The organism is Bradyrhizobium erythrophlei (assembly GCF_900142985.1).
Taxonomy (GTDB): domain Bacteria; phylum Pseudomonadota; class Alphaproteobacteria; order Rhizobiales; family Xanthobacteraceae; genus Bradyrhizobium; species Bradyrhizobium erythrophlei_B.
The window spans coordinates 3,271,714-3,292,249 of the sequence record NZ_LT670849.1; the positions used below are offsets into that span (position 1 = coordinate 3,271,714).

General features: G+C 61.9%; 21 protein-coding genes. 12 read left to right on the top strand and 9 right to left on the bottom strand.

The annotated features are described in order from the left end of the window. Positions 1-90: 90 nt before the first annotated feature. Positions 91-1,047: a site-specific tyrosine recombinase XerD gene (xerD, locus tag BUA38_RS15270; protein WP_072818898.1), complete on the bottom strand. Its 957-nt coding sequence runs from the start codon at positions 1,045-1,047 to the stop codon at positions 91-93. Positions 1,048-1,118: 71 nt separating this feature from the next. Next, positions 1,119-1,265, bottom strand: a complete 147-nt coding sequence (locus BUA38_RS15275; RefSeq protein ID WP_072818900.1) for a histidine kinase — start codon at positions 1,263-1,265, stop codon at positions 1,119-1,121. 252 nt (positions 1,266-1,517) lie between these two features. Here BUA38_RS15275 and BUA38_RS15280 point away from each other — a divergent pair, with 252 nt between their 5' ends. From BUA38_RS15280 to BUA38_RS15290, 3 genes are all read left to right on the top strand, one after another. Further along, positions 1,518-2,144 (top strand): shikimate kinase, encoded by a 627-nt coding sequence (locus tag BUA38_RS15280; protein WP_072818901.1) that lies wholly within the window; start codon positions 1,518-1,520, stop codon positions 2,142-2,144. Then, the gene (gene aroB / locus BUA38_RS15285) at positions 2,141-3,289 is read left to right on the top strand and encodes a 3-dehydroquinate synthase (protein WP_072818903.1); all 1,149 of its coding nucleotides are present in this window, start codon (positions 2,141-2,143) and stop codon (positions 3,287-3,289) included. Before BUA38_RS15280 ends, aroB begins: the two co-directional genes overlap by 4 nt. A gap of 351 nt (positions 3,290-3,640) precedes the next feature. Continuing rightward, entirely contained in the window at positions 3,641-4,948 is a 1,308-nt protein-coding gene (locus tag BUA38_RS15290; protein ID WP_072818904.1) for an HlyC/CorC family transporter, read from the top strand. Between the two features lie 80 nt (positions 4,949-5,028). On the opposite strand, the gene BUA38_RS15295 is transcribed toward BUA38_RS15290, so the two are convergent. After that, a complete protein-coding gene (locus BUA38_RS15295; protein ID WP_072826142.1) occupies positions 5,029-5,304 on the bottom strand; it encodes a BolA family protein in 276 nt (91 codons plus the stop codon). Between the two features lie 108 nt (positions 5,305-5,412). On the opposite strand from BUA38_RS15295, the gene BUA38_RS15300 reads away from it, so the two are divergent. Beyond that, the gene (locus BUA38_RS15300; RefSeq protein WP_072818906.1) at positions 5,413-6,051 is read left to right on the top strand and encodes a J domain-containing protein; all 639 of its coding nucleotides are present in this window, start codon (positions 5,413-5,415) and stop codon (positions 6,049-6,051) included. 6 nt (positions 6,052-6,057) lie between these two features. Here the strand turns inward: BUA38_RS15300 and BUA38_RS15305 are convergent, their stop codons facing one another. Next, entirely contained in the window at positions 6,058-6,732 is a 675-nt protein-coding gene (locus BUA38_RS15305; RefSeq protein ID WP_072818908.1) for a DedA family protein, read from the bottom strand. 312 nt (positions 6,733-7,044) lie between these two features. On the opposite strand from BUA38_RS15305, the gene cobS reads away from it, so the two are divergent. The 7 genes from cobS (at position 7,045) to BUA38_RS15340 (ending at position 14,765) form a co-directional block, all read left to right on the top strand. Further along, positions 7,045-8,043: a cobaltochelatase subunit CobS gene (gene cobS, locus BUA38_RS15310; protein WP_072818910.1), complete on the top strand. Its 999-nt coding sequence runs from the start codon at positions 7,045-7,047 to the stop codon at positions 8,041-8,043. Between the two features lie 4 nt (positions 8,044-8,047). Next, a complete protein-coding gene (locus BUA38_RS15315) occupies positions 8,048-8,458 on the top strand; it encodes a GNAT family N-acetyltransferase (RefSeq protein ID WP_072818912.1) in 411 nt (136 codons plus the stop codon). After that, positions 8,455-10,359, top strand: a complete 1,905-nt coding sequence (gene cobT, locus BUA38_RS15320; RefSeq protein ID WP_072818914.1) for a cobaltochelatase subunit CobT — start codon at positions 8,455-8,457, stop codon at positions 10,357-10,359. Before BUA38_RS15315 ends, cobT begins: the two co-directional genes overlap by 4 nt. A 61-nt stretch (positions 10,360-10,420) precedes the next feature. Then, complete coding sequence (locus BUA38_RS15325; protein WP_072826143.1) at positions 10,421-11,455, top strand: esterase-like activity of phytase family protein; 1,035 nt, start codon at positions 10,421-10,423, stop codon at positions 11,453-11,455. Positions 11,456-11,505: 50 nt separating this feature from the next. Next, positions 11,506-12,468 (top strand): Bug family tripartite tricarboxylate transporter substrate binding protein, encoded by a 963-nt coding sequence (locus BUA38_RS15330; protein WP_072818916.1) that lies wholly within the window; start codon positions 11,506-11,508, stop codon positions 12,466-12,468. A 138-nt stretch (positions 12,469-12,606) separates the two neighbouring features. Beyond that, positions 12,607-13,719 (top strand): NADH:flavin oxidoreductase/NADH oxidase, encoded by a 1,113-nt coding sequence (locus BUA38_RS15335; protein WP_072818917.1) that lies wholly within the window; start codon positions 12,607-12,609, stop codon positions 13,717-13,719. A gap of 113 nt (positions 13,720-13,832) precedes the next feature. Then, positions 13,833-14,765, top strand: coding sequence for a glycerophosphodiester phosphodiesterase (locus tag BUA38_RS15340; protein ID WP_072826144.1), 933 nt, complete (start codon positions 13,833-13,835; stop codon positions 14,763-14,765). Positions 14,766-14,896: 131 nt separating this feature from the next. Here BUA38_RS15340 and BUA38_RS15345 read toward each other — a convergent pair whose 3' ends face one another. From BUA38_RS15345 to BUA38_RS15360, 4 genes are all read right to left on the bottom strand, one after another. Further along, positions 14,897-15,583 carry a cyclase family protein gene (locus tag BUA38_RS15345; RefSeq protein WP_072818919.1) on the bottom strand — a complete coding sequence of 229 codons (687 nt, stop codon included), beginning with the start codon at positions 15,581-15,583 and terminating at the stop codon, positions 14,897-14,899. Positions 15,584-15,608: 25 nt separating this feature from the next. Then, positions 15,609-16,634, bottom strand: a complete 1,026-nt coding sequence (locus BUA38_RS15350) for a Bug family tripartite tricarboxylate transporter substrate binding protein (RefSeq protein ID WP_072826145.1) — start codon at positions 16,632-16,634, stop codon at positions 15,609-15,611. Between the two features lie 964 nt (positions 16,635-17,598). Next, positions 17,599-17,850: a hypothetical protein gene (locus BUA38_RS15355; RefSeq protein ID WP_072818921.1), complete on the bottom strand. Its 252-nt coding sequence runs from the start codon at positions 17,848-17,850 to the stop codon at positions 17,599-17,601. Positions 17,851-17,863: 13 nt separating this feature from the next. Next, on the bottom strand, positions 17,864-18,097 hold the full coding sequence (locus tag BUA38_RS15360; protein ID WP_072818923.1) for a hypothetical protein: 234 nt from the start codon (positions 18,095-18,097) through the stop codon (positions 17,864-17,866). A 308-nt stretch (positions 18,098-18,405) separates the two neighbouring features. On the opposite strand from BUA38_RS15360, the gene BUA38_RS15365 reads away from it, so the two are divergent. After that, positions 18,406-18,663: a hypothetical protein gene (locus BUA38_RS15365; protein WP_072818925.1), complete on the top strand. Its 258-nt coding sequence runs from the start codon at positions 18,406-18,408 to the stop codon at positions 18,661-18,663. 606 nt (positions 18,664-19,269) lie between these two features. Here BUA38_RS15365 and BUA38_RS15370 read toward each other — a convergent pair. Continuing rightward, the gene (locus tag BUA38_RS15370; protein WP_072818927.1) at positions 19,270-19,947 is read right to left on the bottom strand and encodes a Crp/Fnr family transcriptional regulator; all 678 of its coding nucleotides are present in this window, start codon (positions 19,945-19,947) and stop codon (positions 19,270-19,272) included. Between the last annotated feature and the right edge of the window lie 589 nt (positions 19,948-20,536).

Here is a 20,536-nt window from a genome sequence, read left to right on the forward strand (position 1 = left end):
CGGAAAAGTTCTTTCGGGGGAGACGCGACCGAAGTCAAGAAGTTCGCCCGGGGGGTGTGTGGATCGGGCCGCTGGGGGCAAGCGCATGCGCTATCCCTCGGATAGCGGATGCAGATCGCGCACCAGGCTCTTCAGCCGCTCCTCGACCACGTGGGTATAGATCTGGGTCGTCGAAATATCGGTGTGACCAAGCAGCGTTTGCACCACGCGCAAATCGGCGCCGTTGTGCAAAAGATGACTGGCGAATGCGTGGCGCAGCACGTGCGGCGACACCAGCCGCGGCGCGAGGCCCGCGGCGGCGGCGAGCTCCTTCAGGTCGCGTGCGAAATGCTGCCGCGTCAGATGCCCGCTTTCGCCGAAGGAAGGAAACAGCCATTTCGAAACGACAGCATTTTTCGCCCTTGAACCTTTAAGCGCCTCCATCGCCGCAAGGTAGTCGGCCATCGCGTGGCGCGATGCCTCGTTGAGCGGCACCAGCCGCTCCTTGTTGCCCTTGCCGCGCACGACGATCATGCGGGCGTCGCTGCGTGAGGCCGACACCGGCAGTGCCACCAGTTCGGAGACACGTAGGCCCGTGGCGTAAAGCACCTCGAGCAGGCAATAAAGCCGCATCGCGCGAAGCCGCTCCTGAGACGAAGTGCCGGCTTCCTCCGCCAAAGCCTTGGCGCGCGTCAACAGGCGATCGACGTCGGATATCGAGAGCACCTTGGGCAGGCCGCGGCCGCGCTTGGGTCCCGACAAGATCGCCGCCGGATCGTCGGCGCGAATCCGCTCGTTGAGCAGGAAACGAAACAGATGCCGCATCGCCGACAGCCGACGCGCTACGCTGGACGACTTGAATCCTCTGGTGTCGAGGTCGGCGAGATAATCGCGCAAGGATTGGGTCTCGGCGCCGGCAAAGCTCTCGCTTTCGCCGGCGAGGAAAGCTGAAAGATCGGTCAGGTCGCGGCGATAGGCATCGAGCGTGTTGGCGCCCGCGCCTTGCTCGGCGGCGAGCATGTCGAGGAACAGGTCGATCAGCCTGGCGTCGGAAGGTTTGGCGCGCATTGGCAAACCCTAACTCGCAAATCCTTGACGAACCCTCTCCCGCCACACCAAGCGGCCGCCGCCAGCCGCACTTACTTCTTGAGGAACTTGTCCGGCGGCACGTTGATGGTCATTTCGCGAGGCTTCGGATTGACGAAGTTCGCCAGCGCAAAGATTGTCCCGTAGACGACCCCCACGATGATCGCGACCACGGTCAAAAAGCGGAACAGGCTCGGCATGTGACAGGGGTCTGATTCAGTCGCCTCGACTGGTGGCGTGGATCTGACATTCGCTACCCATCTGGCCGTTGCGAGGGGACGCGGACGCTAGAATCGGACCACCAGGCAAATTAACCTTGAATTCATCGGAACTGGCCTGACTTGACTACCACCATGTTCGACATTTCGTTGCAAGGGTTTATCGCTATCCCTAGCAACGGTATGAGCGGCGGTAGTATGGTCGCTCGCTAGCCAACTCTGCCGATTGAAGAAATGCCCGATATTGCCTTGCCCAGTGCCGTCAGTACCACCCAGGAAGCCGAGATCGCGGCCGCGCTGGGCGCGCGTTCGATCGTGCTGGTCGGAATGATGGGGGCCGGCAAATCGACCATCGGACGCAGGCTGTCGGCCCGGCTCGGGTTGCCGTTCCTCGATGCCGACGCCGAAATCGAGCAGGCCCACCGCCTGCCGATCCCCGACATTTTCGAAAAGTACGGCGAGCCCTATTTCCGCGACGGCGAGGTCCGCGTGATCGCGCGGCTGCTCGACAACGGACCGGCGGTGATAGCGACCGGTGGCGGCGCCGTCATGCGGGACGAGACGCGCGAGCGGATTCGCACGAAGGCGGTTTCGATCTGGCTCAAGGTCGATACCGACGTGATCATGCGGCGAGTGAAGCGGCGCTCCGATCGCCCTTTGCTCCAGACCGCAGACCCCGAGGCCACCGTCGAGCGTCTGGTGAAGGAGCGCGAGCCGCTCTATGGCCAGGCCGACGTGACGATCTGGTCACGCGATGTTCCGCACGACAAGATCGTCGACGAGTGCCTCGAAGCACTGTACGAAAAGCTTCGCGACGGCCGCGCCACGCAAGGCGATGATAGTTTGGGTGCTGCGCCATGACCGCGCCGCTGAAACACACCGACCTCATCAATGTCGACGTCGCGCTCGGCGATCGTGCCTATGACATCGTGATCGGCCGCGACGTTCTGGCCACGCTTGGCAGGCGAGTAGCGGCGTTGCGGCCGGGGGTGCGCACCGCCATCGTCACCGATCGCACCGTTGCGGGCCATTGGCTCAAAAAGACCGAAGCCTCGCTGACCGAGGCCGGAATTGCGACGTCTCACGTCATCGTCGAGGAAGGCGAGGGCTCCAAGAGCTACGCCGTCCTCGAAAAGGTGAGCGAGGCTTTGATCGCGGCCAGGATCGAGCGTAACGATCTCGTCGTCGCGCTCGGTGGCGGCGTGGTCGGCGACCTCGCCGGCTTTGCGGCCGCGATTCTTCGCCGCGGCGTCGATTTCGTGCAGGTGCCGACCTCGCTGCTGGCGCAGGTCGATTCTTCCGTCGGCGGCAAGACCGGCATCAACTCACCGCAGGGAAAAAATCTCATCGGTGCGTTCCACCAGCCGGTGCTGGTGGTCGCCGATACCGCCGTGCTCGATACGTTGTCACCGCGCCAGTTCCGCGCCGGCTATGCCGAGGTCGCCAAGTATGGATTGCTCGGTGACGAAGCGTTCTTCGCCTGGCTGGAAACGAATCATGCCGATATCTTTTCGGGCAATGCTGCGCGCGAGCATGCGATCGCGACCTCCTGCCGCGCCAAGGCCGCGATCGTGGCGCGCGACGAGCGCGAGAATGGCGAGCGCGCGCTTCTCAATCTCGGACATACCTTCGGACACGCGCTCGAAGCCGCGACCGGCTTCTCCGACCGGCTGTTTCATGGCGAAGGCGTTGCCGTCGGCATGGTGCTGGCGGCGGAGTTGTCGGCGCAGCTCGGGATGATTGCGGACGGCGACGCCATCCGTATCAAGCACCATCTGGCCGACGTCGGCTTGCCGACGGCGTTGCAGGATATTGCAGGCTTTACCCAGGAAGGTTTGGCCGATGCGGATGCGCTGATGGCGCTGATGGCGCAGGACAAGAAGGTCAAGCGCGGCCGCCTCACCTTCATCCTGCTTGAGGCGATCGGCCGCGCCGTCATCGCACCTGACGTCGAGCCGTCACTGGTTCGTGATTTTCTCAAGGTGAAGCTGGAACGCCGGCGCTAGTGCCCACTTTCCGAAGTTCGTGTTACACCTCAGCACACACCGTTCACGAACTTCGGAAAGTCATGGGCACTAGCAAACTCATTAATTCTAGTACCGCATTATCGATCTGAGGTCCCTGATCGAACTCGCCGCTTGTGGTGCAGGGACTTCAGATCGGCGGTACTAGTGTGGCGACACTGACGTTCCTTCAGTTTTGCAGCGAGTTCTTCGAAGGAACGTCAGGGTCAAAGCCACACTAGATCCATATATTTACGAGTGTCCCTTTGGTTCTGACATTCGCAAGAGTGCCCGCTGCGATATAATACGAATGTCAGAACCGGGACACTGGCCCGGCCAAACAAGTAGACGCGCATGGATTGGATCACGTTTTCCATCGTCCTGTTCTGCCTGCTGGTGTCGGCGTTTTTCGCCGGCAGCGAAACCGCCCTGACCGGCGCGTCGCGCGCCAGCATGTTGCGGCTGTCGAAGCAGGGCAATCAAGACGCCGCGATCGTATCGAGCCTGTCGGCGATGCGCGAGCGCCTGATCGGGGCGCTCCTGCTCGGCAACAACATCGCCAACATCGGCGCCTCGGCGCTGGCAACCGGCATCTTCACGGCGTGGTTCGGCGAAGTCGGTGTGCTCTATGCCACCGCCGTGATGACGGTGCTCGTTGTGATCTTCGCCGAGGTGTTGCCGAAGACCATCGCCATCAATGCGCCAGATCGCGTCGCACTGGCCGTGGCGCGGCCCATGAGGGCCATGATGTTCCTGCTCGGGCCGCTGGTCACGGTCGTCGAAGCTGTCGTGCGGCTATTGTTGCGGTTGTTCGGCGTTGCGGCGCACCACAATCAGCCAATCCTGTCGCCATTCGAGCGGCTGCGCGGCGCCGTCGATCTGCTTCATCATGAAGGCAAGGTCGAGAAGCAGGACCGCGATATGCTCGGTGGATTGCTGGATCTGCGCGAGCTTCAGGTTTCCGATGTGATGGTTCACCGCACCGAAATGGTGATGATCAATGCCGACCTTCCGGCGGAAGAACTCGTGCGCGAGGTGCTCGCGACCGAGTTCACGCGCATTCCGCTGTGGCGCGAAAAGCCGGAAAACATCATCGGCGTCCTGCACGCCAAGGACCTCCTGCGCGCCATCCGCGCCGCCGACGGCGACACGTCCAAGATCGATGTCTCCACCATCATGCTGCCGCCCTGGTTCGTGCCGGAGATGCGTCCCGTTTCCGAACAGCTCAAGGCATTCCGCCGCCGCAAGACTCACTTCGCGCTCGTTGTCGACGAGTACGGCGAGGTCGAGGGCATGGTGACGCTGGAAGATATTCTGGAAGAGATCGTGGGCGATATTTCCGACGAGCACGATGTCGTCGTCGCCGGCGTCCGTGCCCAGCCCGACGGTTCGGTGGTCGTCGACGGCTCGGTGCCGATCCGCGATCTCAACCGGGCCATGGACTGGCATCTGCCGGACGAAGAGGCGACGACGGTCGCAGGTCTCGTGATCCACGAGGCGCGCTCGATCCCCGACCGGGGCCAGAGCTTCACCTTCCACGGCTTCCGTTTCCGTGTGTTGCGACGTGAGCGCAACCGCATTACGGCGCTTCGAATCGTCGCGGTGCCGCGTGAGGCCGAGGTCGCCGAAAAGATGCCCAGGCGTGCCGGCAAGGCGTTTTGATCAAGAAGGCTTTTTAATCAAATTTGCTTGTCTGCCCAGCCTCCGGTTTGCGAGGGAGTCGGGAGCCGCTTACCGTACAACTACGAGGTGGTTTCTCCGGGAGCCTGCGCCTTGATCGCCAACGCGTGCACGCCGCCGGCCAGTTCCGGCGCCAGCGCTGAATTAATCATGCGGTGGCGCTCGATCCGGCTCTTTCCTTTGAAGGCATCGGACACAATATACACTCTGAAATGTGTCTCGCCGCCGGGCCTGTGGCCGGCATGGCCTTCATGAAGATGCGATTCATCGGACACGTCGAGGCTTTCTGGCGAGAAAGCTTCGCGCAACTTGTTTGTGATAATGGCTTTGGTGTTCATGGTGGCGGCAATACGTCTGCCATCGATTTTCGTCAATGGCGTCCCGGGAGTGAGCGGTTTCGCAATGTCAAGACTTGAAGCCCGAAGCGTTGCGTAGTCAAAGACAGCATGCCAATTGATTCATCCAAATTCTTCGACTCCATTCGCATCAAGCCGACCAAGGTGAGTGCGAAGCGCCAGGCGCAGACGGGTGCCGAAGCGATGGCCTGTGAATGGGCGGGATGCCAGAACAAGGGCGCCCACCGCGCGCCGAAGGGGCGCGAGAATTCGCGCGAGTACTGGCATTTCTGCCTCGACCATGTCCGCGAGTACAACCAGTCCTACAATTTCTTCCAGGGCATGAATCCGGATGACGTCGCGCGTTACCAGAAGGACGCGCTGACCGGCCATCGCCCGACCTGGAAGATGGGCGCCAATGGCGCCAAGAAAGGCGAGGGCGATATCGCCGGCGCCTCCGATCCGTTCCATATGTTCAGCGAACTCAACGGCCGCGGCCGCTGGCGGCCGGGCCCCGGCGGCGCGCAAGAGGCCAAGCCGGAAACGCGCAAGGTCATGAACGCCGAGCGCAAGGCGCTCCAGGTGATGGGACTTGGCGCCGCGGCGACGCTCGATGACGTCAAGGCCAAGTACAAGGCGCTGGTCAAGCAGCATCACCCCGACGCCAATGGCGGCGACCGCTCCACGGAAGATCGCCTGATCGAGATCATCAAGGCGTATAACTACTTGAAGACGGTGGTGCGCGCGTAAAGCCGGTCAGAGCTTTGCACGGTCGGATTGGACCGCCGGCTCGATGATCCCGCCGCCGCGCCTGCGGCGGATCACCCAGGTCACCAGCGCAACGATCAGAGCGCCAACGACCACCGTCGCGATCCAGTAGTGCTTGGCGATCCCCCCATGCGGCGTAAAGCCGCCGTACCGATGCAGCGCCGTCACGGCGAGCACCCCGGGCAGGACATGGGCCGGGGCCCACAGCAACACGGCCGGAATGTTGACGCCGTAGAACGCCGCCGGCGACATCCCGAGTGCGCCCGCCGTGAGCGGGACGAAGGCGCGGATCGGTGGCACGAAGCGCGCAAAGAACACCGCCAGCGCCCCCCAGCGGTGGAAGAACGCCTCGCTCTGGGCAACGACCTTCGGATGGTTCGATAGCGGCCAGACATTGAGAATTTCGCGCTGTTCGCGATGGCCGAGCAGAAAGGCCGACCCGTCGCCGAGTAGAGCACCGGCGATGGCCACAAGCAGGACCCAGCCGAGTTGCAGCTCGCCGCCGGGTACCAGCGCACTTAGCGCAAAAATGATGGTCGAGCCAGGAATCACCGCGCCGACGATCGGAACCGCCTCCAGAAGCGCCGCCAGAAACAGTGTCAGATAGGCCAGCCACACGTGGGCCGAGACAAAGGCGATCAATGGGTCGATCAGTGAGGCCACGAAAATCCCTATATGTTGGGGGATGGTTGCTTGGCAGGCACGCCTAGCACAACTCGCCAGATGGCTGGAAAGTGCCCGTTCCTTGCCTGTATTGCATTGGTCGCACGAGAGTGCGGCCTGGACTTGACGGGATTCGCAGGGCTGCCTTCCAAAACTGCGTCTGGCTACTATCTTTATGATTATTCAACGGAACTTTGATTACCACTTGGGCTTCTTCCTATCGCCGCTCTCTGATAGGTTTCACTGAGCTACCCATCCGCAGCCTTATCCATACATCTGGTTTCGGGAGCCCCCTGAGACCTCGGAGGATTGATGACGACCGCCGCCACGACCACAGCGCCAGAGCCCACAGGCTTGCCCGATATGAAGGTGTCGGTGCGGCAGGTGTTCGGAATCGACAGCGACCTCGAAGTGCCCGCTTATTCGCAAGTCGACCCGCACGTGCCGGACGTCGATTCGGATTACCGTTTTGATCGCGCCACGACGCTCGCGATCCTGGCCGGCTTTGCGAAGAATCGCCGCGTTATGGTGACCGGCTACCACGGCACCGGCAAATCGACTCACATCGAGCAGGTCGCAGCCAGGCTCAACTGGCCTTGTGTGCGCGTCAACCTCGACAGCCATATCAGCCGTATCGACCTCGTCGGCAAGGACGCCATCGTCGTCAAGGACGGCAAGCAGGTCACCGAATTCCGCGACGGCATCCTGCCCTGGGCCTTGCAGCACAATATCGCGCTGGTGTTCGACGAATATGACGCCGGCCGCCCCGATGTGATGTTCGTGATCCAGCGCGTGCTGGAAGTCTCTGGCCGCCTGACGCTGCTCGACCAGAACAAGGTGATCAAGCCGCACCCGGCCTTCCGTCTGTTCTCCACCGCCAATACGGTCGGTCTCGGCGATACGTCGGGCCTCTATCACGGCACCCAACAGATCAACCAGGGCCAGATGGACCGCTGGTCGATCGTCACCACGCTGAATTATCTCGCCCATGACGAGGAAGTGGAGATCGTGCTGGCGAAGGCCCATCACTATCGCACTACCCAGGGCCGCGACATCGTCAACAAGATGGTGCGGCTTGCCGATCTTACCCGCAACGCGTTCGCCAACGGCGATTTGTCGACGGTGATGAGCCCGCGTACCGTGATCACCTGGGCGGAGAACTCGGAGATCTTCGGCGATATCGGTTTTGCCTTCCGCGTCACCTTCCTCAACAAGTGTGACGAACTGGAACGGCCGCTGGTGGCCGAGTTCTATCAGCGCTGCTTCAACGCCGAGCTTGCCGAATCCGCGGTCAACGTGGCGCTGAGCTGAAACCATGCCGGCGATCGCCGTCGAGCGTACGATCGGCGAGACCAAGCGCGCGGTGATCGGTGGCCTCATCGGCTATAATGAACAGAAGATGGGGAAGCAGCGATACCGCCGCTTCGCCGTCTCGCTCCGCGAGAAGAAAAAGATCGTCGGCGGGGTAGTCGGCGAAGTCTGGATGACGGTGCTGTTCATTCAGCTGTTCTGGATCGACGAGCGGTTTCGCGGCAAGGGTCGCGGAGCGGCGTTGATCAAGAAGATCGAGGATGAAGCGCGCCGGTTCGGGGCAATTCGCTCCTACGTCGATACGATGAGTGTTCAGGCGCCGGGCTTCTACCGTAGGTGCGGCTACAAGGCGTTCGGTTCGATCAAGGGCTATCCTGGCGGCGTGACGCGCCACTGGCTTACGAAGGCACTATGAGCACATCATCCAACAGCAAGTTCCGCACCGGGCCCAAGGAAGCGCCGACCGAGCCGTTCAAGCGCTCCGTCACCGCGTGCCTGCGTGCGATTGCGAAGAAGCCGGAACTTGAAGTGTCGTTTGCGGCCGAGCGGCCGGGTTTGTCGCCGGGCAAGGCGCGGTTGCCGGAGCCGCCGCGCAAGATGACCAAGCGCGATGCCGCGATCGTCCGCGGGCACGCCGATTCGATTGCGCTGAAACTCGCCTGCCACGATCCGAAAGTGCATCGCAAGCTGATGCCCGGCAATCCGCAGGCCCGCGGCGTGTTCGAAGCCGTCGAACAGGCCCGCGTCGAGGCGCTCGGGTCGCGGCGGATGTCGGGCGTTGCCAAGAATCTCACCGCGATGCTCGACGATCATTTCCACCGCGGCAAATTCGACGAGATCACCGACCGTGCCGATGCGCCGTTGTCGGATGCGCTCGCGATGCTGGTACGCGAGCGGCTGACCGGGATGGCGCCGCCGGCCGCGGCACGCAAGATGGTCGACCTCTGGCGTCCCATTCTCGAAGACAAGATCGGCTCGCGGCTCGACCAGCTCGATCGCTTTGCGGAGGATCAGGCCAGGTTCGGCGATGCGGTCCACGATCTGTTGTCGGCGCTTGAACTCGGCGACGACCGCAACGCGGAAGCCGACGAGGACGAGAACCAGGACGACAGCCGCGATGGTGAAAACGACCAGTCCGGCGCCGACGGCTCGCCGGAGTCTGACGCCGCCCAGGAGATGAGCGCCGACCAGGCGCAGGCGACGACCGAAGAAATGTCGGACAGCGCGATGGAAAGCGCGCAAGCCTCGACGTCCGACACGTTCGACGATGGCGAACTGGGCGACGACGAAACGCCGGGCGAGGCGACGCGGCCGAACGCGCGCGGGCAGAACGAGCCGCGGGGCCCGGAGTACCACGCCTTTGCGCCCAAGTTCGACGAGGTGATTGCGGCGGAGGATCTCTGCGATCATGACGAGCTTGAGCGGCTGCGCAGCTATCTCGACAAGCAGCTCGCGCATCTGCAAGGCATCGTGGCGCGGCTTGCCAACCGCCTGCAACGCCGGCTGATGGCCCAGCAGAATCGCGCCTGGGAGTTCGATCTCGAGGAAGGCATTCTTGATCCGGCCCGTCTGTCGCGGGTCGTGACCGATCCCTATCATCCGCTCTCGTTCATGCACGAGAAGGAGGCGACCTTCCGCGACACGGTGGTGACGCTGCTGCTCGACAATTCCGGCTCGATGCGCGGCCGCCCGATCACGGTTGCCGCAACGTGTGCCGATATTTTGGCGCGCACGCTGGAGCGTTGCGGCGTCAAGGTGGAAATCCTTGGCTTCACCACCCGCGCCTGGAAGGGCGGGCAGTCGCGCGAGGCGTGGCTTGCTGCCGGCAAGCCGGCCAACCCCGGCCGTCTGAACGACCTCCGGCACATCATCTATAAATCGGCCGACGCGCCCTGGCGGCGCGCGCGCAAGAATCTCGGGCTGATGATGCGCGAAGGTCTCCTGAAGGAAAATATCGATGGCGAGGCGCTCGATTGGGCGCACAAGCGCCTGCTCGGCCGCCCCGAGCAACGCAAGATCCTGATGATGATTTCCGACGGTGCGCCAGTCGACGATTCCACGCTGTCGGTCAATCCCGGCAACTATCTGGAGCGGCATCTGCGTCATATCATCGAGGAAATCGAGACGCGTTCGCCGGTCGAGTTGATCGCCATCGGCATCGGCCACGACGTCACGCGCTACTATCGCCGCGCGGTCACCATTGTGGACGCCGAAGAACTCGGCGGCGCCATCACCGAGAAACTGGCCGAATTGTTCAGCGAGACCCACGGGCCCGCGCCGGCCTCAACAGGATCGCGGCGCCGGCTGCACTCCTGATTTCCGCGTGATCCTGCGCAGTAAAACGCTGCCAGACCTGCGCGGTTCACGCCGCGCTTTCATGCAACTCGCGGCAGCCGGCCTGTCGACGGCGGCCGCGTCCCGCGTCGCAAGCGCCCAGTTCGTTCCGCCGCCGGTCTCGCCCGGCCAGTCCGACGACAATTCGAGCCCAGCTCCGGTATCGATCGAGGTCAAGGCCAGCCCCATTCCCTGGTTTGACCGGCATGACCACAATCGCGTGCGATTCGGCGCGCTCGAATTTCGCAGTGGGCTGGTGCTGACGTCATCTTTCCGGCGGTTCGGCGGACTATCCGGATTGCGGCTCGACGCGAAAGGCGAACGCTTCATATCATTCAGCGACAAGGGACACTGGTTCACCGGGCGCATCGTGTATGAGGGGCGTGCGATGGCAGGGCTTGCCGATGTCGAGTCGGCGCCGATGCGGGGGCCTGACGGAAAACCCATCCCCGCCTATGGCTGGTATGATTCGGAGTCGATCGCAATCGACGGTTCGTTCGTCTATATCGGGCTTGAGCGGGCCAACAAGGTGTTGCGCTTCGATTTCAGCAAGGGATTTACCCGCTCGAGGGGCGAAGTCGTGCCACTGCCGACAGCGGCAAGCCGGCTGCCCAACAACAAGGGGCTTGAAGCCCTGGTGTTCGTGCCGAAGGGCCAGCCGCTGGCCGGGACGCTGATCGCCATCTCCGAGCGCGGTCTCGATCCAAACGGCAATCTCGTCGCATTTTTGGTCGGAGGCCCGACGCCGGGCCAGTTCAGCGTTCGCCGTACCGAAGAGTTCGATGTCAGCGACGCGGTGTTGCTGACTGGCGATCTCTTGATCCTGGAACGGAAATTTTCCTGGACGTCCGGGGTTGGCATTCGTATCCGGCGCATTCCGCTTCAATCGGTCGCGCCCGGCGCCGTGGTCGATGGCCCCTCGATTTTCGAGGCCGACCTCGGTAACGAGGTCGACAACATGGAAGGCATCGACGCCCACGTCACCGCGGAGGGCGAGACCGTGCTGACCATGGTGTCCGATGATAACTTCTCGATGATCCAGCGCACCTTGCTGCTGCAATTCACGCTTGCAGGGTGATATGTCCTGCCGGATTTCGACTGGACTTAATGGTGGAGAGCGGAGTGCCAATGCGTAGATTATCGGGGTGGGTGTTCGTTGCGGCCGGCGTGTTGCTGGCAACCGCTGCGCAGGCCGAGAACTGGCCATCGCATCTGATCAAGGCGACAATCCCCTTTGGCGCGGGAAGCGCTGCCGATGTCGTGCCGCGCGTCTTCTTCGACCGGCTCTCGGCGCAACTTGGCCAGGCCATCGTCGTCGAAAATCGTCCTGGCGCCGGCGGCACCATCGGTACGGCGGTCGTCGTGAAGGCGGAGGCTGACGGTTACAGCATCCTCGCCCAATCCTCGGCGTTGTCGATTTCGCCCGCGATCTATCCGAAACTACCCTTCGACATTTCCAGGGACCTGTCGTCGGTCCTGATGATCGGGGTTAGCGCCAACGTGATGATCGTTCCGGTGTCGCGGCCCTGGAAAACCGTGCAGGACTTCATCGCCGACGCCAAGGCTAAGCCCGGCTCGATCTCGTTCGGCTCGGTCGGTGTCGGTAGTGCGACCCATATCAGCGCGGAGAAGTTTCGCCTCGCGGCCGGGGTCGAAACCACCCATGTGCCTTATCGCGGCGGCGCCGAGGTGATCGCCGATATTCTCGGCGGCCGGCTCGATTTCTACTTTTGCCCGCTCGCAACCGCGCTGCCGCTGATCAAAGAGGGTCGCGTACACGCGCTCGTGATCTCAACGCCAAAGCGCGCCGCCGATTTGCCCGACGTGCCGACTCCGGCCGAGGCGGGCCTGAAGAACGCCGAAAGCCTGTTCTGGCTCGGCGTGTTCATGCCTGCAAAAACGCCACGCGACGTCATTCAGAAGTTTTATGATGCGGGAACCAGGCTTCTGGCCGATTCCTCGATGCAGGAAAGCCTGACCAAACTCGGCGTTGAACCGTCCCCGATGAAGCCTGCGGAGATGGATGCGTTCGTGGCGCACGAGATCGCCGAGAATCTAGAGGTAATCAAAGCCGCCGGGATTAAGCCTTAAGGCTACGGGATTAAGCCTTAAGGCTGAGACCGTTGCGTTTCAGGAAGCCCGTTCTACCCATTCGACATTCGACGACCGTCATCAGAGTGAATTATAGATCGGTGTAGACGATCTGTCCTTGGTGTCGGATACCGCTTTATGAGCGCCCTGTTTTCTCCAATCCGTCTGCGCGACCTTGCGTTGCCCAACCGGATCATGGTCGCGCCGATGTGTCAGTACTCGGCGGAAGGCGGCAAGGCGAACGACTGGCATTTCACGCACATCAATAGCCTGGCGCTGTCGGGCGCGGCGATGTTCTGCCTGGAGGCGACGCATGTCGAGGCGATCGGCCGCATCACGCCGGGTTGCCTTGGGTTGTGGAACGACGCCACAGAATCGGCGCTGCGGCCGATTCTGGCGTCGGTGCGCCGGCACTCGACCATCGCGATCGCCATTCAGCTTGCCCATGCAGGCCGCAAGGGATCGAGTCACAAACCCTGGGATGGGGGTCAGCAAATACCGCTCACCGAGGGGGGATGGCAGACGGTTGGGCCGTCGCCTGTCGCGCACAAGGACGGCGAATTGAAACCGCTCGAACTCGATGCCGTCGGCCTGAAGCGCGTTCGCGACGCCTTCGTCGAATCGGCGCGGCGTGCCGACCGGCTCGGCATCGATGCCATCGAACTGCATGGCGCGCACGGCTATTTGCTGCACCAGTTCCTTTCACCGATCTCCAACAGGCGCGAGGACAAGTATGGCGGGTCCTTGCAGAACCGGATGCGGTATCCGCTCGAAGTGTTCGACGCGGTGCGCGCGGTGTTTCCTTCGAAAAAGCCGGTCGGCATCAAGATCTCCGCAACCGACTGGGTCGACGGCGGGTGGGATCTCGACCAGTCCATTGCCTTCGCCAAGGAATTGAAGAAGCGTAACGTCGACTGGATCGACGTCTCGTCCGGCGGGGTGTCGCCGCAGCAGAAGATCCCGCTGTCGCCCGGTTATCAAGTGTCGTTCGCGCAAGCGATCAAGGAAGCGACCGGCGTGACCACGATGGCGGTCGGCCTGATCACGGAAGCAAACCACGCCGAGGAAATCGTCGCTTCCGGCAAGGCCGATATGGTCGCACTCGCCCGCGGCATGCTTTACGATCCGCGCTGGGCCTGGCACGCCGCAGCCGAGCTCGGCGGCGAGGTGTTCGCCCCGCCGCAATATTGGCGCTCGCAGCCGTCATCGCACAAGACGCTGTTCGGCGAAACGACCTTCGGCGTCCGGTAAAGATCGTGCGGGGGCGAAATCGACGATCGATCCTCGGCTGCTTCGCGGCTCTGGCCGTTGCGGGCCTGATCGCTGGGCAGGCGAGCGGCGCCGAACAGGCCAGCGGGAGAGAGATGAAGATGCCGGCGTTCGACATCGAAGCCCATCGCGGTGGCCGCGCGCTGTTTCCGGAAAACACGCTGGTGTCTTTTGCCGGGGCGCTCTCGATGGGCGTCAACACGCTCGAGCTCGATATCGGCGTGACGCGCGACGGCGCGATCGTGGTCTCCCACGAGCGCGGCCTCAATCCGGACCTCGCCCTCAGCCCCGACGGCAAATACGTTACTGCGCCCGGCACGCCCCTGGTCCAGCTCTCGCTGGCGGAAGTGAAGCAGTACGACATCGGACAAATCCGTCCCGGCAGCATCTATGCCGCGCAATTTCCCGACCAGCGTGCGGCGCCCGGAACGAAGATGCCGACGTTGAAGGAGCTGATCGATCTGGTTCGCCGATCCGGCGACGAGAAGGTACGGCTGAACATCGAGACCAAGATCGATCCAAACCACCCCGACGAGTCGCTGCCGCCGGATCGCTTTGTTGCGGTGCTGCTCGATCTGTTGCGGGTCGAGAAATTCGAAAGCCGCGTCATGGTGCAGTCGTTCGATTGGCGGACGCTGCAACTGGTGCAGAAACTCGCGCCGGAAATCCCGACCGTGTATCTGACGGTGCAAGGCGGAAGAGATCCGACGGTTTTCTCCGACAAGGCATCGGAATGGACCGCCGGCTTCAATCCGGCCGAGCACGGAAAATCGATTCCGCGCACCATCAAGGCGGCGGGCGGCGTGATCTGGTCGCCCTATCTTCGCGACCTCACGCCGGAAGCGGTCACGGAGTGCCATACGCTCGGTCTCAAGGTCGTGGTGTGGACCGCCAACCAGCCTGCCGATATCGCGCGGCTGATCGATATGGGTGTGGACGGAATCATCTCCGACCGGCCGGATTTGCTGCGCCAGACGGCCGCCGAGAAGGGCATTGCGCTGCCGGCCGCTCACCCTGTGACGCCATAAGGTTTGAGACATCTCGGCCTCGCCCTTCGAGACGACGCTTCGCGTCTCCTCAGGACGAGGTGAAATAGCGTTCCTCATGGTGAGGAGCGCGGCTTCGCGCGTCTCGAACCATCAGGCCATAGGTCTGAACCTTACATCCCGAACACGGCGACCGCGCGGATCGGCGATGCCGTGCCGCCGCGCCACTTCATCGGCAGGCCGATGAAAGTGAAGGGACCGGCGCCGAGCAGGGTCTCGAGATGGCACAGGCTTTCGATATGGGTAATGCCGAGTTCGAAACAGGCCTTGTGCACGAGCAGGTTCTCCGGACCTTCCGGTCCCGGCCGCATCGAATCGATGCCGAAATGCACCACGCCTTTTTGCGCGAGCCACTCGGTCGCCTTCACGTTGACGCCGGAATTCTCCGTCGCATATTCCTTGCGCGGAAACGTCCGCTCGTGATGGCCGGTACAAAGCAGCACCGTGCCGCCTTTCGGCACCGGATGGCCTGATTTCTCGACCGCCGCTTCGAGATCGGCCGGCGTGATCTCGGCGCGGGGTGCGATGTGGCGCAGGTCGATGCAGATACCCGGCACGATGCAGTTCTCGAGCGGATATTGATCGATCCCCTCGCCGCGCTTGTCGAAATGCAGGGGCGCGTCGATATGGGTGCCGCCATGGTCGGGCATGGCGAAGTACATCGATGCAAGCCCGTGCACCTTGCCGCCGTCGGCAAAGGATTCTTCGTGAGTCTTCCACATGCCGTGAATGATGGCGGAATGGCCGGGATAGTTCGGGGTGCGATGGTAAAGCTCGCGGCTGAGATCGACGATCTTCACGAAGGGTCCTTTCTTGCTCTTGTTGTCACACCGGCTTGATGCCGGCTTTGGCGATGACGTCGTGCCATTTCGGCACCTCCGTCACGATGCGCTGGCGCAAGCCGTCCGAGCCGTTGGCGATGACTTCGAAACCGTTGATGCGCAACTGCTCGACAATTTCCGGCTTCTTCATGACCTCGACCGACTTCGCCGACAATCGCGCAACGATATCCGGCGGCGTCTTGGCCGGCGCCAGGAAGGCCTGAAACGTGTCGGCAATGAAATCCGTGTAGCCGAGTTCGATCATGGTCGGGACGTCAGGCAGATCGACCCAGCGCCGGGCGCCTGTGACCGCAAGCGCCTTGATCGAACCGTTTTCGATATAGGGAATGGCGGGCGGCAGCGCGGTCACCGCAAGCTGGGTCGTGCCGCCGAGCAGCGCCTGGATCGCGGGGCCCGCGGCGGAAAACGGCACATGGGTGATCTCGATGCCGCCGACAATCTTGAGCAGTTCGCCGGAGAGATGCGGCGTGGTGCCGGCACCCGGGCTCGCATAGTTGAACGCATCGGGCTTTGCCTTGACGCGCGCGATCAGCTCCGCAATCGAATTGATGCCGAGCTTGGGATCGATCATGATCGCGTTGGGTGAGGTGCCGAGTTCGGCGATCGGCGCGAAATCCTTGAAGGGATCGTACGGGACCGTGGCGTAGAGGCTGGGATTGACGACATAGGCGCTCGAGGTGACGAGCAGCGTATAACCGTCGGCCTCCGCATGCGCCGTATAGCCGATCCCGATATTGCCGCCGGCGCCGGAGCGGTTTTCGACAATGACATTGCCGGAAAGTGCGATGCCGAGATTCTGGCCGAGAATTCGCGCCATGATGTCGGTCGGGCCCGCGGGCGCAAACGGCACGATGATCCTGATCGGCCGCTCCGGATAGCGGGCAGCGAGTGCCCGCCTGACGCCGAACGCCGGCACGGCTGCCGCGGTAGCCGCAAGGCTTACAGCTTTGAGGCTTGCAGCTTTCAGAAATTGCCGGCGCGAGGGCAGGGGGCTCTTGTGGCGAGGCATCGTTTTCTCCCTGGGCTTTTGATGCATCTCAGCATATGCGGCGCCGTCGTGAAAGCCGTGACGCCGCATGGCCCCGCCTTCGAGCCTCATGGTTCTCCTGGCGATGCCTTGCATCGTCCAGAGACGGCGCCCTTTGGTGTGCACCGTTCGCAACGACCTCGCAGGCTCGGTCTGCTCGGGTGCGCGCGCCTCCTCACCATGAGGGCCAATATCTCCGCTCGCCGCGGCCTCATCCTGAGGAGCCGCCAACGGGTCCGCGCAAAGCTCGGCCCGATGACAGGCTCCGCGGCGTCTCGAAGGATGGTCCCAAGCACAGCTACCCGTTCCCGCGGCCTCGTCAGTCCGGGCTATGCCAAATACGGTCCCTCCGAAACAGAGGGCGCAGGGAATGCCGGGCGCCGGTTAGCGCCCGCAGCCTCGCGTGCAAATGAAAAAAGCACGCAAGTTATTCACCACGGTCGAAACCGGACACATCCGGCATTCCCCGCACGATGGTTTTAACGGGTTCCTTCGCACTCTCCCCGGGGATCGGGCTTTCTTGCCCCCGTCGCCGGCGCGATGCGCGAGCATCGTCGCCAACTTGACATCAGCGTCGAGATGTTAGGACCATGCGACTTCGCCGTCCGCAACGGCGCGCTCGTCATGCGCATCGTCGCGTCCACCGCATCTCCTGCTCAACGTTCAGTGACGATCGCGAAACGCCCCTCTTCTCGGGCAGGAGACGCGCGGAGAATTGCCAGCGATTTGCCCGTCGTCACAAGCGAAGGCGTCTGCGACACATTGGCACGACGGGCAAATCAGGTGGCGCTACCAAAAACTGTCAAGGCTTCGTCGTCGTCCTTGCGAAAGCAAGGACCCATACGCCGCGGCTTCTCTTGAGGCAAAGCGCCCGACGGCTTTCTGTCAAACACGACGATCGGTGGTTATGGGTCCCTGCGTTCGCAGGGACGACAGATTGGTAATTTCACCCCCGACTGAGTATTTTCTTCGCCTTCGACTCCGGCCATTTGTCACCAAGCTGCCGGACGCGGACCCGCGTCCCGTCATCGGCGTTGATGAGCGCATGCGTTGCGACGTCGTCATTGATCTCGAACAGCCGCAATTCGGTTGTCGGCAGCCAGGCCAGCGTTTGGTCGATATCACCGGGGAATATTTGCCACGCCGACCCGTCCTGCATTTTGACAATGTGGCTCTCGGAATGTTCGAGAATCTTCATCGCACTACTTTCATCAGCCGGCGGAATCGGACGATCCCAGGTTTTCCGGCACATGGCCGTTGCCGCCACGCGCGATGGGAATACGCGAGGGCGAAACCTCTCCATCGAGCCAGTCCTGCTCGTTGGCGAGCGCGCGCCAGGCGGCCTCCATGCGCTTGTAGCGGTTGAAGAGGGGTTCGCTGGTGGCGCCCTCTGCAAGCTGCGCGCAGTTCTCGGCGTTTTCGCGGAAGATCTCGGATTGCTTCATGGTGTCCTCTCCTCTCATGAAGAATACGTATGCTGCGGACGAGCGATTACAACGAAGTTCCAATGAAGGATCGGTAAGGCTTGCACAGGGCCACGCCGTGTCACAACGTCGCGATGGCCTGAACGATTCAGCCAGCGTTCATCTGGACGCGCGCCGGCGGCTGATTGCCGGTTCCGCCCGGTACATCAAAACAAGACGGCGACTTCGCTGCCGATTGAGCGTACAGCCGTTACAGTCGCCGCGCTGGGCAGGCCTCCTGCGGTGACGGGAGCGAACAACACGGCTGCAAAATTTGAGGGAGAACATCGATGGCTTCGTCGGAGCACTATAGCCAAGAACTGAACGCTCAGTTTGGGCGTGCGGTCTCGCGAGGCATGTCGCACATTCTGATCAACGCACGCGAGCTGCATTCCTCGCTCGGTGACTTTCCAGGCTCAAACGACAGGTTGGTCTCATGTCGCCTGGTGATGCGTAATGAAATGAAAGCCGGCGACGTCGTGGTGGTCGAGGAGGACCACCTGGTGGGCATGACGGTGCGCTACCTGTTGCCACGAGCGGCCCATTGATAGGCCGTCCGCGACCGCTATCAATGCTTCCTTGGCGCTGCCCACGCCTCCGTCACTGTGCTTTCGATGACGTGCCGCTGAACTCTCTGGCAATGCGGGCAAGCAAATGTCCGCAGATCCTGGTCCCACATGCTCGGTTCGATCACCGTCAACCTCATGGGGGAGCCGCATGCGGTGCATTGCGGGCCTTGGCTTTGTTTATCGAGCATGTGGCGCTCCCTTAGAGCCAGCCCTTAGTTCGGCGTCCTGAGTTCGCCAGCGAGCCCGCCGGCCGCCTTCGATCTGTGGGGATCCGATGCAATAATCCTCATCTCGACTTGGTCGCATTTGGGGCATTCGAACAGCCGGCGTTCGAAACCAATTGGTCCTGCCGAAACGCGTTCAAGCATCATCCGCGTTTGGCAACGAGAGCAGCGAGCGCGCTCGATATCGGTCAAGAATGGGTCGGGTAAGGTCACGGCTTTTCTCCATACAAGGCGGGAGCGTTACCGAACTCTCGGTCACCGATGGCAGCCAACATGGCGCGGTAGTGGAGCAATCATGCTCGCTTGAGCTTCGGGATGCTGTTCAACACAGCTCACATTCCGAAGTTAATGATGGTTGGTCCTAGTCACGCTCTTTGAGCAGGGGCTTCTCGTGCAAAACCGCAGACAGCAGCGAGTTGTTGACCTCGATATGGCCGTTGTAGCTGATGAGCCCCAGCTTTCGAAATTTGTTCATGAAATGGCTGACGCGGGATCGAGTGGTGCCAACCATCTCGGCCAGTGTTTCCTGGCTGATATTCGGGCTGATCCGCTGTGGCTCGCCGTCCTTGCCGAAATTGGCGAGCAGCAAAAGCAGCCGGGCAAGCCGCCGCTCGCTTGAATTGAACAGCTGGTCGATCAGGTCCTCCTCGATCCGGCTGTTCCGGGTCAGGAGATAAGACATGAACAACTCGGAGAATTTCGGCTCATCATGGAGCGCGGTGATCATGGCTGCCTTGGCGATGGAAGTGATCACACAATCTTCCATCGCTGTTGTCGTCGATATGCGCAGTCTATGGCCATTCATGCAGCCTTCGCCGAAGAAATGCCCGGGCTCAAGGATCGCGACGACGGCCTCCTTGCCCTGTTCGGACAAGACGGTGAGCTTGACCTTCCCCTTTTGAATATAAAATACCGTCTCGGCGACGTCGCCCTGTTCGAAAATTTTCTGGTTCTTGTGAAGTTCGAGGATCGCTTTCCCGTCTCCGACTTTGGCGAGAAACTCCTTCGCGTCAAACATGTCCTTGGGTGGTTTGCTCACAACGGGCCTCCTTTGGCTCGGGCGAATGTCGTCAACGCTCGCCGGCTGCCCGAGTGGCTAGTGGTCCGATTCTAACATTTGTATCCCGATGGGGCAGGCACTTTTGCAAATGTTAGAATCAAAGGACCACTAGCAAATACAGGTTTCTAGTGGAGTTTTGGATTTGACATTCGCTTTACGCATTCCCGGCTACGGGGTAGCGAATGCCAAATCCACTCCACCAGGCCTCGCGGTGTGCGGAATTGGCAGGGGAAACGCGCTTCCAGCGTCAGTCGTCCAACGTATGGCTTTCGCGCCATGTCTTGTTCTTGAAGAGGCTGCGAAGCGATAAAGCAATTTGCCGGTGCTGATTACGTTCGGCTCCCGGTCGGATCGACCTGGCGTACCGCAACATTTTACGCCGAATCTCGATAAAATAGGACATCTTGCGGCGGGTGTCGGGTTGCGGTTCTCGTGCTCTGTCAGGAGACGGCATGATGCCCCCTTTGGATCAGGCGAGAGCTTTGCTCTCGTCACCAGTAATTGCCTGCTGCGGTGCTGTGACGAGCATCATGGCGCGGTTTCGGTCTGAGCCAGTGGTCAATTTTGC